Genomic DNA, 13,302 nt, shown 5'->3' on the forward strand with positions numbered 1-13,302 from the left:
GGATTGGAAAAATTTATGGCGGGAGTGTGTGCCTGCCAATAGGGGGATGGATTGGCATGATAGCCAAATTGGCGGCATGCTTCCTGGTTTCGCTCCTTCTTTTCGGCGTATTGCCCGTACATGCGCTTGAAAAGGATGGACAGAATTGGCAGGACGAAACGATATACTTTTTGATGGTTGACCGTTTCAACAACGGCAGCCAAAAAAATGAAAAAAAAGTGAATGCGAACGATCCATTGGCATACAATGGCGGCGACTTCCAGGGAATCATCGACCGGCTCGGCCATATTAAGGACATGGGCTTTTCGGCCATTATGCTGACGCCGATTTTCGATAACGTGGATGGCGGCTATCACGGCTATTTGGTGAACGATTTTTACAAAACGGAAGAGCACTTCGGGACAATCAAGGAGTTCAAGGCGCTTGTAAAAAAAGCCCATGAACAAGGGCTCAAGGTGCTAATTGATTTCCCAGCCAACAGTGTTGGACCCACAAGCAAGCTTTTGGAGGAAAAAGGGCCAGAGTGGTTTCATGAGAAAAATAGGGCTGAGGAAGGTTCTGATAGGGACAAACAGCTGAATGGTTGGGTCGATGGCCTGCCCGATTTCAACCATGAAAATCCGGAAGTGCGCGCCTATCTCATAGATGCGGCAAAGTGGTGGATCAAGGAAACGAATCTCGACGGCTACCGCCTTGACTCCGCGGATCATGTCCCGGCTGAATTTTGGAAGGAATTTTCCGAAGCTGTGAAAGCAGAAAAGGACGGCTTCTATCTTATTGGCGACTTGGGGCCTGAGAGCGGCAGCCTTTACGATGAATACAAGGATGCGGGGTTTGATAGTTTTTACGATTACCCGCTAATGGAAGAACTTCGTTCAGGGCTTGTGAAACCAGACAGGAGCTTGTCAGGGATATTGGACCGCTGGGATACAAACAGGGACAATGTGCCAAATCCTGATGAAATGGCTGTTTTTTTTGACGACCACAAACTGGACAGGTTCACGAGGGATATGGTCAATGTGAAGCAGTTTCCGGGCAGCCAATGGAAACAGGCGCTAACGTATATGTACACAACTCCGGGAATACCCGTTGTCTATTATGGGACCGAGATTGCGGTCGATGGCGGCGCGCCGCCTGATAACAGCAGGCTGATGAATTTCAGGACTGATAAAGAGCTGATTGATCATATTGCCAAGCTGAGCGAGCTTAGGCAAAAGCTTCCTTCCCTGACAAGGGGAACGATGGAGAAGCTGTACGAAAAGGATGGAATGGCCGTATTCAAGCGTGTTTATAAGGGCGAGACAGCAATCATCGCCATCAACAATACGAGCAAGACCCAATATGTCACCTTGTCACCCGAGCAGGTTGACCCGAATGGGAACGAACTCAGGGGTCTCCTTATTAATGAGAAGGTGGTTGGAGAGAAGGACGGATTCACGATTGTCCTGGACCGTGACGAAAGTGAAATTTATGTCCTCGGCAAAAAACTTGGACTGAATTACCCGTTCATCGCGGTAATGGCAGGGATTTGGATATTCTTCATCTGGTTCTTCATATTCCTGGCGAGGCGCGGGAAAAAGCGGAGGCTGGGGGACATCCAAGAATAAGCATGCAAAAGCCGGACCCAATGACGATTGTGGATCCGGCTTTAATTGTTGATAGTGTTCAGTGCGATTGGGCTTACCCGTTTACAACCTTGCCGCCATTTACATGGATCATCTGGCCGCTGACGTAGGACGACTCATTGGAAGCTAGGAAGACGTAAGCTGGCGCAAGTTCGAATGGCTGGCCTGCGCGCCCCATCGGTGTATCCGCACCGAATTTTTCAACCTTTTCGGCTTCAAACGTCGAGGGAATGAGCGGCGTCCAAATCGGACCCGGCGCAACCCCATTTACACGAATGCCGTCCTTTGAAAGCGACATCGAAAGCGAGCGTGTGAAGGAGACGATTGCCCCCTTCGTAGCGGAATAGTCTATAAGTGTTTCATTTCCAGCATACGCCGTAATGGAAGCCGTATTAATGATGGAAGCCCCTTTTTTCAAATGCGGAAGGGCCGCTTTTGTCAGATAGAACATGGAGAATATATTCGTCCGGAATGTCTTCTCAAGCTGTTCGGAACTGATATCAAGCAGGCTAATCTGCGGATGCTGCTCCGCCGCATTGTTGACAAGCACATCGAGTTTTCCGAATTTGTCAATCGTTTTTTCAATTGCGGATTGGCAAAACGCATCATCACCTACATCGCCGGGTATAAGCAGGCCTTTCCTGCCTTCATCCTCGATTTGCCTCCTTGTATCGTCAGCATCCGAATCCTCATCAAGGTAGACAATCGCCACATCGGCCCCTTCCTTGGCAAAATAAATAGCTGCAGCCTTCCCGATTCCGCTGTCTCCTCCAGTAATCAGGGCTACCTTATTGGAGAGCCTGCCGCTGCCTTTGTAATTTGGATCGACATGAATCGGTTCGGGGTCCATTTTGCTTGTCAGGCCCGGTTGTTCATCCTGGTGCTGCGGGGGGAATCCGCCTTTTGGCAACTCTTTTTCATTCATCGTATCTGCCTCCTCTATCATGGTCCTACTCTACATAATTCCTTCTTTTGTGTTGGAACTAACATGGGAAATTATTGAAGGTTGGCGGGATTGGCAGGAGGATTTCTCCTGTGCGGGATTTGGGTAAATGAAGACAGTTTTGAAGGGGCTGGTGGGGTGAAAATGTCTTCATCGGGGTTATGAAGACAGTTTTGAAAGGGTTGGTGGGGTGAAAGTGTCTTCATCAAAGAAATGAAGACAGTTTTGAACCTATTTCAGGCCCGAAACTGTCTTCATTTTGGTGCCGCTGTTTTTTTAAAAAAAAATGCCGTCTCGGCTTAGCGATAATTCATGAATTGGACTTCGACGGTTAGATCTGCTTCCTTTACCGCAGCGATAATGCGTTGCAGATCATCACGGCTTTTTGCGGTAACGCGGATTTGATCATCTTGAATCTGGCTTTTTACTTTCAAACCGCTGTTTTTAATAATGGTGTTGATTTTCTTGGCATTTTCTTTGTCGATTCCCTGGACAAGCTTCGCGCGCTGGCGGACGGTGCCGCCGGATGCGCCTTCCAGCTTTCCGTAGTCAAGGTTTTTGATCGGTACTCCGCGTTTGATCAATTTTCCAAGGAGGACATCCTTCAACTGCCCTAGCTTGTATTCGTCATCTGACACAAGAACGAGCTCCTCCTTGTCAAGGGTAACCTGGCTTTTGGATCCTTTGAAATCGTAGCGGGTCTGGATTTCCTTCATAGTTGCCGTAACGGCATTTGTGACTTCTGAAAAATCAACTTTGGATACAATATCGAATGAGCTATCTTTTGACATATGGGACCTCCCGAACAGTTTTTCATTATTGCTTCCATTATAGTAGAATATAGAAAGTGAAACAACAGATGGCAACAGCGAGCCATTTTGGAAAAATTCCAGCTAATAACGAAGGCGTTTTATGCGCCCAATTCATCATATGGACGGAGGAAGAAAAGTGGCATTACTAGAACTAGCAGGGCAGAAGATTACATTGGAAGTTGCCCGGAAGGCTGCGTATGGCTATTTTTTAACAGACGGGGAGGAAGATGTGCTCCTTCACAGCAATGAAGCTGCAGCAGAGTACGAGGAAGGGGAAAAAGTAGAGGTTTTCCTTTATCCAGATGCGCATGGCCGTGTTGCAGCGACTTCAAAGATGCCGGTGATTACCGCTGGCGAATATGCCTGGTTGAAAGTCGTAGATACAAAGGCCGGGGTCGGAGTTTTCCTCGATATTGGAATTCAGAAGGATATCCTCCTTGGTGAAGAGGATTTACCGGTACATAAGGCAATTTGGCCTGCTGTGGGTGATATGGTGTATGCGACAATCAGGGTGAACAGGCAGTTCCGGCTTTATGCGAAGCTTGCGACAGATCCGGTTATCCAATCGATTTCATCAAAAGCAACCCGGAAGGATTTTAACAAAAATGTGCAGGGGCATATTTACCGAACGGCGAAAGTGGGAAGCTGGATCTACACGCTTGAAGGGTTCCGTGGGTTCGTCCATGAATCCCAGCGGGCGGAAGAGCCTCGCCTTGGGCAAAAGGTCGAGGGACGGATCATCGATGTGAAGGAGGATGGAACGGTAAATGTTTCGCTTCTTGCGAGGAAACAGGATGCAGTGGAGGAGGATGCCGCTTCCATCTACGACTACCTGCTTTCAAGAAACGGCGCGATGCCTTACAGCGACAAAAGCATGCCAGAGGATATTCAGGAGCGGTTCGGCCTGAGCAAGGGAGCATTCAAACGCGCCATAGGCAAGCTGATGAAGGATGGAAAAGTGTATCAGGAAGGCACTTGGACGTATAAGAAGGAAGAATAACCTGGGTGGGAGTGTTTTACGTTTCGCTAAAAAGGGACCACAGGCCGCATTTCTGGAATGTTATATCTGACAAGTATGGTATGCGGTGTTTATGTAGAGTGGGGATGGAAAAAGGACCCGGTTTCGGGCCCTTATAAGTGGTCGGTCTTTTTCGAATAGGAATTCTTGCCGGCTTTCCTGTTCTTTTCTCGTATCATATTTTTTTCGTGGCGGAGGGCATTGTTGTCCTTCGCTTTTTTATCGTTATCCGACGTACGTGGCATATGGAAAACTCCTTTCCCGAAGATACAAGTGTAGTTTCTGTAGACCGGGAAAGGAGTATACGATTAGGTGTGTTGAAATTTTTGCAAGAGTGATTTTAGTTAAAATTAGTCCGTGACTCATCAAATCGCATTACCCGTATATCAAGCATGGAATCATACGCAATATTACTTCGGCAATTCGTTCAAAAAGAAAATCGCGATTGTGCCAGGGCCTGTATGCGCGCCGATAACAGCGCCGATTTCGGTAATATCGACGTCGCGCGGTGAAAATTCGCTGACAATCAGCTGCTTCATTTCCTCAGCGGTTTCCCGGTCATCGGCATGGCTGATGCCAATCACCTGTGAGCCAAGATCGTTACCGCGCTCCTTCATCACCTCGACGACCCGGCGCAAAAGCTTTTTCTTGCCACGGATTTTTTCAAGGGGAACAAGCTTTCCATCTTCCACATTCAGAAGCGGCTTAATATTCAGCAGTCCGCCAAGAAAAGCGGATGCTCTCGAGACCCGACCGCCTTTTGCCAAATAATCGAGGTCTTCAACAGTAAACAAAGACTCCATATGCCTGCTTCTGAACTCAACATCCTTAAGGATTTCTTCCTTCGAAGCCCCGGATGCCGCCAGTTTGGCTGCTTCTTTTACAACAAGGCCATAGCCGAGCGAAGCGCATTTCGTATCAATAATCGTCAGGTTGAAATCCGGATACGATTCCTTTACCTGGTCAAGAATCATCACGGCTGTTTGATAGGTGCCTGAAAGTTCGGATGAAAACGCTATGTAGATTCCGTCTTCTTTCTTTTCAGCCATTTCGGTAAACGTTTTTTCGAAACCGAGCGGAGAAGCTTGGGAGGTTTTCGGTACTTTTCCACTGCGGATGGCGCTGTAAATCGTTTGCGGCGAAATGTCCCGCAAATCCTCATACTCCCGATCACCCACGTGGACTTTCAATGGGAAAAGCCCGACATTGTTCTCCTCATAAAATGCAAGCGGCAAATCGCATGCGCTGTCGGCAAATAGTCTCAATGCCAATACACTCACCCTGCCTTCAAAGTCATCTCTTTTCCCTCAGTTTATCGGTTTCACCCTAAAAATACAATCATGTAAGGACATAATTGAAAAAAAAGGGGAATTATACAAGTAGACAGTAGTAGGTTGAAAAATACGAACAGTGCCAGGCACCACCCGAAGTTTGTCGAATTTAACGGGTGGGGGAAAGGGGAGGATTGGATGGTTTGGCTGCATGTGAAGAAGCTTGTGGTCGTTTTGATTGGGGCGCTCCTGAATGCGGTTGGGCTTAATCTGTTTCTCATTCCCGCCGATGTGTATTCCGGCGGGTTTACCGGGGTCGCCCAACTCCTTTCCAGGGTTCTGACAGAGGCTACGCCCCTTACAGTGTCGACTGGTTTTTTGCTTTTCCTGCTGAACATCCCTGTTACGATTCTTGGCTGGCTAAAGGTGGGAAAGTCATTCACGATTTACAGTTTCGTTAGTGTCGCGACGATGTCCTTTTTCCTTGAGCTTATCCCGGTGATTCACATATCAAACGACATCCTTTTAAATGCTGTTTTTGGCGGGGTTATCTCGGCAATAGGGGTCGGCATAACATTGAAATGGGGTGCGTCAACCGGCGGCCTCGACATCATTGCGATGATGTTGTCCAGGATGAAAGACAAGCCGGTCGGGACATACTTTTTTGCGCTGAATTCCATCATCACACTTACCGCTGGGTATTTATTCGGCTGGGAAAAAGCACTTTACACGATGGTAAACCTGTACGCTTCAACGAGGGTAATCGACGCTATCCATACGCGCGCCCAAAAGCTGACCGCATTAATCGTATCGAAAAATGCGCCTGACCTGAAAAAAGCAATTCAAACGGAGCTTTACCGGGGCATCACGTCGATTCAAGCAAAGGGGGCATTCACAAACGAGGACAAAGAAATTTTAATGATTGTAATTACCCGATACGAGCTGTTCGATTTGGAGCGGATTATCAGGCAGACCGATCCGCAAGCGTTTACGAATATCGTTCCGACAACGGGTGTGATCGGGTTCTTCAGGAAGGATTGACGCAATATAAGAAGGCAAGGAACTGCATGAAATCATCGAGTCCATAAAGTTGGGCCAGAGTTTCAGAAAATTTTTTAGGAGGGAATGGCAGTGTACCTAACAATTGTGTCTTGGCTTCTATTAGCGTTTTGGCTCCCCATCGCGCAAAACGGCCAGGGAGTTCAGGAAGGGCTGAGGCTGAATGTGCAGGCTGAACCGGGCGCTGATGAGGCCGCGATTCGGATACAGCTCGTGAATAACAGTGCGGAAACGGCACGGTTGCAGTTTCCGACATCGCAATTTTACGAAATTACCGTGCTGGATGAAAGTGGGGGCGAAGTCTTTTTGTTTTCAAAAGGAAGGGCTTTCCTGCAGGCGATACAGAACGTAACGATTCCGGCGGGCGGGACGAAGGAATGGAAGGAAAAATGGAACTACTCGGAAGACGGAATCCGAGTACCTGCGGGAACGTACAAAGTGATTGTGCAGCTGCTGCCGACTAGTATTGACGGAAAGGCTCCCGTTCAGTCTGCTATGAATGCCGAAACGACAGTCGCTATTCCGGCTCCCGGGCAGGAAGGAACGCGTGCGGAAGAGCCTGATGAACAAACCATTTTCAGGGATGTCAGGGCACAGGGGGCAAACGGAAGCTACAAAGTAACGGGCAAGGCTCGACCCTATTCGGGAGAGTTTTTTTATACAGTGGAGGATGGACATAGTCAGCATATTCCAGAAACGAGGATTTCAAGTGGCGCATCATTTCCGAAATGGGCTGAATTTGAAATACCGATTACAGTACCAGCTGGGAAACTCCCGAAAAATGGCGCACTGATCCTGAATCTCTATGAAAAGAAAGGTGGCTCCATATCGGGCCAGCCTCTCGCGGTTATTCTTGAACAGTTCCGGGGGGCAGAGTAGGCAGGCGCTTTCCATTGAAAGCCGTCCCGTTATACCTTTTGCGTGAAAACCAAAGGTAAAATCATTCCGGGTGAGTGACATTGTTTGTGCAAAAGTTGAAAAGGAAGTCACTCAAATTCCGTTGAGTGACATTGTTTGAGCTAAATTCGAAAAGGAAGTCACTCAAATCCCTTTGAGTGACATTGATTGGGCAAAATTCGGAAAGGAAGTCACTCAAATCCCGTTGAGTGACATTGTTTGGGCAAAAGACGAAAAGGAAGTCACTCAAATCCCGTTGAGTGACATTGTTTGAGCAAAAGTCGAAAAGGAAGTCACTCAAATCCCGTTGAGTGACATTGTTTGAGCAAAAGTCGAAAAGGAAGTCACTCAAATCCCGTTGAGTGACATTGTTTGAGCAAAAGTCGAAAAGGAAGTCACTCAAATCCCGTTGAGTGATATTGTTTGGGCAAAATTCGGAAAGGAAGTTACTCAAATCCCGTAGAGTGACATTGTTTGAGCTAAATTCGAAAAGGAAGTCACTCAAATCCCGTTGAGTGACATTGTTTGAGCTAAATTCGAAAAGGAAGTCACTCAAATCCCGTTGAGTGACATTGTTTGGTCAAAAGTTGAAAAGGAAGTCACTCAAATCCCGTTGAATGACATTGTTTGGGCAAAAGTCGAAAAGGACGTCACTCAAATCCGGATGAGTGACATTAATCGGGCAAAAACCAAAAAGGAAGTCACTCAAATCCCGTTGAGTGACATTGTTTGGTCAAAAGTTGAAAAGGAAGTCACACAAATCCAGATTAGTGACATTGATTGGGCAAAATTCGAAAAGGAAGTCACTCAAATCCTGATGAAAGCATTGACCGAGCATAATCCTAAAAAAGGTGCCGTACAATTCAAGATTCATGACAACGAGCCCAAGATCTCATACACGGGACGCGCATAAAAAAGGAGCCAGAGTGCTTTTCGGGCGGCATGGCAGTTTTAAAAAATGAAAAGGCCGGAACCCCAGGAGGTGCCGGCCTTTCCATTGCTCATTACGTCCGTTTTGGTTTAGTGGTCGCCCGGTTTGGAACACAGGGTTCACGCTCCAAGGAAAAATTGCGGTGCGGCAGCTAGCCGCCGAGGCTGTCGAGTTGTTCCTGCATTTCCGCCAGCTGCCTTTGCTCGGCAAAGGTTGAATTGGCGTAGGCTGAACTAAGCGTGTTTTTCGCTTTGGCGACAGCGTCCGGCCTTTCTTCAGGAGATGATTCCATTGCAAGAGCGGTGTACTTTCTGGCTTGTTGAAACAGTTGGTTTGCCATTGCTAAATCCCTCCGTAAGAGGTTTCCCTGTTATTCTCGAGCTTCCGGGCTTCCGCTTCCGCATAGGTCGTATGGTACGGGATGCGCTGGCTGTGTCTCGCAACAGCGTCTGCGCCCTGCTTGACAAAGCGTTTCGATTTGGTTCTTCTGCCCATTCGAAATCCCTCCATTTATGAGCTTTTATCCGAAACAGCGTTGCTGCTTCATTTTTTAGTATGCTCGTATCGTATGGAGGATAAAATGGAAAACCCTTCCTGGCGCGGTGGCCCCGAATGGAATTTTTCCGAAAAGCTGCTTGAGAAACTTAGTAGATGCGTTTTTTCAAATTGAGCGTTTCTTCGAGGTAGATGGCGATTCCGTCCTCTTCATTGGTTAGGGTGATGTCGTTGGCGATAGATTTAAGCTGGCTGATGGCGTTGCCCATAGCGACGCCGCGGCCAGCGTATTCGATCATTTCCAGGTCGTTGTCTTCGTCACCGAAAGCGATGACGCGTTCGGCGGGAATCCCGTAGAAATCGGCGACTCGTTTGAGGCCGACTGCTTTGTTCATTCCGCTTTTGACAATTTCGATAACGTGCCACGGGTCGGCCCAGCGCCTATGGTCAATGACTTCGGCGTGGACGTCGCTAAGATGTTTACGGATTGTTTGGACATGCTCCTCATCGGTGTGGATGAGCATGGCTGTTGGCGAGTCCTCGAGGTATTCGGCAAGGTCTCCGGACGTAATCCGGGGGTTGCCGAAGCTGAAGATGTCGAGGAGTTTCTCGTCGTGATAGTGGAAGTATACGTCGTCGATGACTTCCGCGATAATATTGTGGAATGTGAACGAACGGCACGCTTCGACAATTTCCTTCGCGACCTTGATATCGAGTGGTGTGTGATAAGAGCCCCATGAATTGTCCATTGGGTGATGGACGAACGCGCCATTGAAGTTGACGATGGGGGTGTCGAGCTGCAATTCATGGTAGTATGGTTCGCTTGAACGATACGGCCTTCCGGTTGAAATCATGACAATGTGGCCTTGTTCCTTGGCCGCCATGAGTGTTTGTTTTGTTTTTTCGGTAATGGTTTTATCGTCTGTGAGCAGTGTTCCGTCCAAATCGAGTGCAATCAAGTGTCTGTTTGCCATGGTATCTCCTTTTTGTCCGTGAATTCCTTGTCGCCAAGGTATACTTTTATGAATGCCGCCGCAAAAATGGTAAACTAAAGTAGTAATTCTTTTTGCGGTTTCCATAGTCACTATGTTACCAATTATACAGCTTGCCTGTAAAAAAAATCACATTGCCGTTTGTTTAGATTCGGTAAACTTATTATGAAGTATGGAGGTTTCATCTTTGGTCGTTATCCGTAAAGAGTCTGTAAACAGTATTCCCATTCTAGAGGTTGTCCAGGAAAAGAAGCTGGTTGAAAAGCTGCCATTGGCGATTTTTGTCCATGGTTTTACGAGCGCCAAGGAAAATAACCTTCACATCGCGTATCTTTTGGCTGAACGGGGTTTCCGCGTGGTGCTTCCCGATGCTCCCTATCATGGCGAGCGCGATCAGGGGCTTGGGGAGAAAGAGTTGTCAGGAAGGTTTTGGGATATTGTAATAAAAACCATCCATGAAGTAAATACCATTAAGGATTTTTATGTGGCGGGCGGCCTTGCATCCCCGTCGGAAATTGGCCTTGCCGGAACGTCGATGGGCGGGATTGTCACGCTCGGTGCTTTGACCCAGTACGATTGGATCGGGGCGGCCGTCAGTTTGATGGGCTCGCCAAGCTATCGAGATATGGCCGGCTGGCAAGTTGATGAGTTGCGGAAAAGGGGCTATCAGCTTCCGTTTACGGATGAGGAATTGGCTGGGCGGATTGATGCACTTGGACCGTACGATTTAAGCCTCCAGCCTGAGAAGGTGGGCGGGCGGCCGTTGCTGTTCTGGCATGGGGAAGCCGATTCGGTAGTACCTCACCGGTATGCATGGGAATTTTACGAGAAGCTGATGAAAGAATCCGGGGAAACAGCGGAAATCGCGTTTGTTTCCGAAAAGCATGCCGGGCATAAGGTTACCCAGAAAGGGACGTACGCCCTTGTGGACTGGTTTGCCGATCATTTGGGCCGCACCAAGGAATCGGCGGCCAAAGAAGAAGCCGCGGTTGAACTGTTCAATAGTTGAAAACGCAGTTAATGAATTTTTTTATTTAAAAAATACTTTCAAGGAGAGATGAAAGATGAATCAGGAATTAAAAGATAATATTATGGGAGCCCTGGAACTGGTTATTGACCCGGAGCTTGGAGTGGACATTGTCAATCTTGGGCTTGTTTATGATGTTGAAATGGATGACGAAGGAAAGGCAACCGTTACAATGACGCTTACATCGATGGGCTGCCCGCTTGCGGGTACGATTGTCGACCAGGTAAAACGCGCCCTTGCCGATATTCCTGAAGTAAAGGACGTTGAAGTCAACATCGTGTTTAACCCTCCATGGTCAAGGGATATGATGTCCCGCTACGCAAAAATTGCATTGGGCATCAGGTAGAACGTGAAGGGAAAAGCTCTGGTTTTGGCCAGGGATATGTCAAGGAGGAGAGGTTTTGAAGAATAAAGTGATATTGGCAACCTCTACCCAGCTGGGCAGGGGGGACGAGCAGCTTGGCGAGAGCGTGCTTGAAACGTTCTTTACGCTTCTTAAGCAGAGGGAAGACTTGCCCCGGGCAGTATTTTGCATGAACTCGGGCGTTTACCTGATGACGGATGATTCCTTTGTGTCCGTCCACTTGAAGGAGCTTGAGCAGAAAGGCGTGGAGATCCTCGCGTGCAAAACATGCGTCGACCACTATGGCGTTGAAGAAAAGCTCACTGTTGGAAAAATTAGCACGATGGGCGATTTTATTAGCCTTGCCTCGGAACACGAGGTCCTTACGATATCCTAAACCAAAAAACAGCAGCCGTGGCGCTGCTGTTTTTAATTTGCCAGCTTGGTTTTCATTCGTCTTTAGAAATAGTGTTTAAAAAAGCTGGATGGTTTTGGTAAAATTAAAATGTTGATGGTTGAGGGGCAAAGGGTGGGGGTTATTGAAAAATTGCTTCATAAGCCCTTTTCCCTTTTGGACAAGCGAATGTCACTTTCATTTGTCTGGAACTAAAATCAAAGCAAAAACTTGGTGCAACGAGAAGGCTTTCATTTATTTAGTTTAAAAATAAATAGGCGCGGGTGGAAAATGGCCGATAAAACAAAGATGGAAAATCCGGAAGTATTGCTTTTAAAATCGGAACTCCAGCAAAAGCTGAAAGTATCTAAATCCCAATTTAATGCTTTTCTTGAAGATGGAATGCCCCATTATCTATTTGGCAATCAATATCGTTTTTTGGAAAGCGAAGCCGTGGATTGGCTGAAGGTGTACAAGCCTTCACAGGAGCGGCTGGAAAGCCAATTTCGTGACGAAAAGGGCCGAACGCTGAAGGAGTATGTGTCCGAAGACATTGCGATTGCAACATTAAGGTTAAGCAAGGCTTACTTAATCAATCTTTGCAATAAGGGCATGCCATACGCGGATGTGGGAGAAAAACGTTTTTACCATATAGGGGACATTCTTGGCTTTTACAGGAAAGGCGTGGAGGTTGTGGCAGAAACGCCGATAGAAAAATGCCTTAAGCCCTTTTGCATAGAAAATCCTAAAGATGTGCCCATTTTTATTGTTGATGGCTCCTACAATTTTGAAAAGGGAAAAGCAGGGGCCGGAGTAGTCATGGTCGATAATTGGGAAACCGCGACTGGGTGGTCTAAAGTGAAAAATGTTAAAACCGATAAAGCTGTTGTCAGCGAATTTTTGGCGGTCCTTGAGGCGTTGATACTAATTAAAAATAAGGGGATGAATAAAGCAATAATCGTGACGGATCAGAAGCACCTTGTTAAAAGAATGGAAGTTGATGAGAGAAAATATGAGGAATCGATAAGGCTGCAACTTCAGGAATTTAACCGGTTATGGAATGAGTTGAAAGGGAAAGTGGAAATCAGGTTTTTAGGCGATTTGAATGGCGGGAGAAAAAATGCCCTTTATAAAAATGCTCATAAATTAAGCCAGGAGTACAAAGTTGCCAAAATAGACCCGCTTCAGCTTTAATACAAAACGATTATTCTCGGAAGCTTTCCTTGTGTAGTAGAAATCAACCCAAGGGTCCTGTAGTATCTATAATTTTAGTTTCAACCTATATAGTTGATAAAGGAAATTGGGACTAGCATGGAGACAGCCGCAGTGAGTGGCTGTTTTTATTTTATGCATCTTGTAAAACAGATAGTTTTGATGTTATCGCATAAATGAAGCAATGGACGCGTCTCCTTCTTCGTCTGCTTCAGTGGCTTTCACAAAGATGCCATATTAACAGGTTTTTGTGTGATGAATGTCACTTTTTCATCGTGTGGTC

17 protein-coding genes are annotated in these 13,302 nt (G+C 47.0%); 9 read left to right on the forward strand and 8 right to left on the reverse strand.

Annotation, left to right across the window (positions count from 1 at the left end):
* The first annotated feature begins 56 nt into the window (after positions 1 to 56).
* Positions 57 to 1,607, forward strand: coding sequence for an alpha-amylase family glycosyl hydrolase (locus V1499_RS05210; RefSeq protein ID WP_409274364.1), 1,551 nt, complete (start codon positions 57 to 59; stop codon positions 1,605 to 1,607).
* 73 nt (positions 1,608 to 1,680) lie between these two features.
* Here the strand turns inward: V1499_RS05210 and V1499_RS05215 are convergent, their stop codons facing one another.
* A complete protein-coding gene (locus V1499_RS05215) occupies positions 1,681 to 2,550 on the reverse strand; it encodes an SDR family oxidoreductase (RefSeq protein WP_409274365.1) in 870 nt (289 codons plus the stop codon).
* 317 nt (positions 2,551 to 2,867) lie between these two features.
* Positions 2,868 to 3,359 carry a YajQ family cyclic di-GMP-binding protein gene (locus tag V1499_RS05220; protein ID WP_409274367.1) on the reverse strand — a complete coding sequence of 164 codons (492 nt, stop codon included), beginning with the start codon at positions 3,357 to 3,359 and terminating at the stop codon, positions 2,868 to 2,870.
* A 157-nt stretch (positions 3,360 to 3,516) separates the two neighbouring features.
* Here V1499_RS05220 and V1499_RS05225 point away from each other — a divergent pair, with 157 nt between their 5' ends.
* The gene (locus tag V1499_RS05225) at positions 3,517 to 4,380 is read left to right on the forward strand and encodes a S1 RNA-binding domain-containing protein (RefSeq protein WP_409274369.1); all 864 of its coding nucleotides are present in this window, start codon (positions 3,517 to 3,519) and stop codon (positions 4,378 to 4,380) included.
* Between the two features lie 131 nt (positions 4,381 to 4,511).
* Here the strand turns inward: V1499_RS05225 and V1499_RS05230 are convergent, their stop codons facing one another.
* Positions 4,512 to 4,643: a DUF3941 domain-containing protein gene (locus tag V1499_RS05230; RefSeq protein ID WP_409274371.1), complete on the reverse strand. Its 132-nt coding sequence runs from the start codon at positions 4,641 to 4,643 to the stop codon at positions 4,512 to 4,514.
* Between the two features lie 165 nt (positions 4,644 to 4,808).
* A complete protein-coding gene (locus V1499_RS05235; protein WP_409274372.1) occupies positions 4,809 to 5,669 on the reverse strand; it encodes a DegV family protein in 861 nt (286 codons plus the stop codon).
* 198 nt (positions 5,670 to 5,867) lie between these two features.
* On the opposite strand from V1499_RS05235, the gene V1499_RS05240 reads away from it, so the two are divergent.
* On the forward strand, positions 5,868 to 6,710 hold the full coding sequence (locus V1499_RS05240; protein WP_409274374.1) for a YitT family protein: 843 nt from the start codon (positions 5,868 to 5,870) through the stop codon (positions 6,708 to 6,710).
* Between the two features lie 90 nt (positions 6,711 to 6,800).
* Positions 6,801 to 7,607: a BsuPI-related putative proteinase inhibitor gene (locus tag V1499_RS05245; RefSeq protein WP_409274375.1), complete on the forward strand. Its 807-nt coding sequence runs from the start codon at positions 6,801 to 6,803 to the stop codon at positions 7,605 to 7,607.
* Positions 7,608 to 7,668: 61 nt separating this feature from the next.
* Here V1499_RS05245 and V1499_RS05250 read toward each other — a convergent pair whose 3' ends face one another.
* On the reverse strand, positions 7,669 to 8,181 hold the full coding sequence (locus V1499_RS05250; protein WP_409274377.1) for a hypothetical protein: 513 nt from the start codon (positions 8,179 to 8,181) through the stop codon (positions 7,669 to 7,671).
* A 6-nt stretch (positions 8,182 to 8,187) separates the two neighbouring features.
* Between V1499_RS05250 and V1499_RS05255 the strand changes: the two genes are divergently transcribed.
* Positions 8,188 to 8,538 carry a hypothetical protein gene (locus V1499_RS05255; RefSeq protein ID WP_409274379.1) on the forward strand — a complete coding sequence of 117 codons (351 nt, stop codon included), beginning with the start codon at positions 8,188 to 8,190 and terminating at the stop codon, positions 8,536 to 8,538.
* Between the two features lie 169 nt (positions 8,539 to 8,707).
* On the opposite strand, the gene V1499_RS05260 is transcribed toward V1499_RS05255, so the two are convergent.
* The 3 genes from V1499_RS05260 to V1499_RS05270 form a co-directional block, all read right to left on the reverse strand.
* Positions 8,708 to 8,896, reverse strand: a complete 189-nt coding sequence (locus V1499_RS05260) for a DUF3813 domain-containing protein (protein WP_409274380.1) — start codon at positions 8,894 to 8,896, stop codon at positions 8,708 to 8,710.
* 2 nt (positions 8,897 to 8,898) lie between these two features.
* Positions 8,899 to 9,051: a hypothetical protein gene (locus V1499_RS05265; RefSeq protein WP_409274382.1), complete on the reverse strand. Its 153-nt coding sequence runs from the start codon at positions 9,049 to 9,051 to the stop codon at positions 8,899 to 8,901.
* A 149-nt stretch (positions 9,052 to 9,200) separates the two neighbouring features.
* A complete protein-coding gene (locus V1499_RS05270) occupies positions 9,201 to 10,025 on the reverse strand; it encodes a Cof-type HAD-IIB family hydrolase (protein WP_409274384.1) in 825 nt (274 codons plus the stop codon).
* A 205-nt stretch (positions 10,026 to 10,230) separates the two neighbouring features.
* Here V1499_RS05270 and V1499_RS05275 point away from each other — a divergent pair, with 205 nt between their 5' ends.
* The 4 genes from V1499_RS05275 (at position 10,231) to V1499_RS05290 (ending at position 13,001) form a co-directional block, all read left to right on the forward strand.
* Complete coding sequence (locus V1499_RS05275; RefSeq protein ID WP_409274385.1) at positions 10,231 to 11,052, forward strand: alpha/beta fold hydrolase; 822 nt, start codon at positions 10,231 to 10,233, stop codon at positions 11,050 to 11,052.
* 55 nt (positions 11,053 to 11,107) lie between these two features.
* Entirely contained in the window at positions 11,108 to 11,416 is a 309-nt protein-coding gene (locus tag V1499_RS05280; RefSeq protein ID WP_316571105.1) for a metal-sulfur cluster assembly factor, read from the forward strand.
* 55 nt (positions 11,417 to 11,471) lie between these two features.
* A complete protein-coding gene (yedF, locus tag V1499_RS05285; RefSeq protein WP_409274388.1) occupies positions 11,472 to 11,810 on the forward strand; it encodes a sulfurtransferase-like selenium metabolism protein YedF in 339 nt (112 codons plus the stop codon).
* Between the two features lie 288 nt (positions 11,811 to 12,098).
* Positions 12,099 to 13,001, forward strand: a complete 903-nt coding sequence (locus tag V1499_RS05290) for a ribonuclease H family protein (RefSeq protein WP_409274390.1) — start codon at positions 12,099 to 12,101, stop codon at positions 12,999 to 13,001.
* Positions 13,002 to 13,302: the final 301 nt, after the last annotated feature.

It is taken from the genome of Neobacillus oceani, assembly GCF_046237595.1.
GTDB classification, from domain to species: Bacteria; Bacillota; Bacilli; order Bacillales; family Cytobacillaceae; genus Bacillus_D; species Bacillus_D oceani.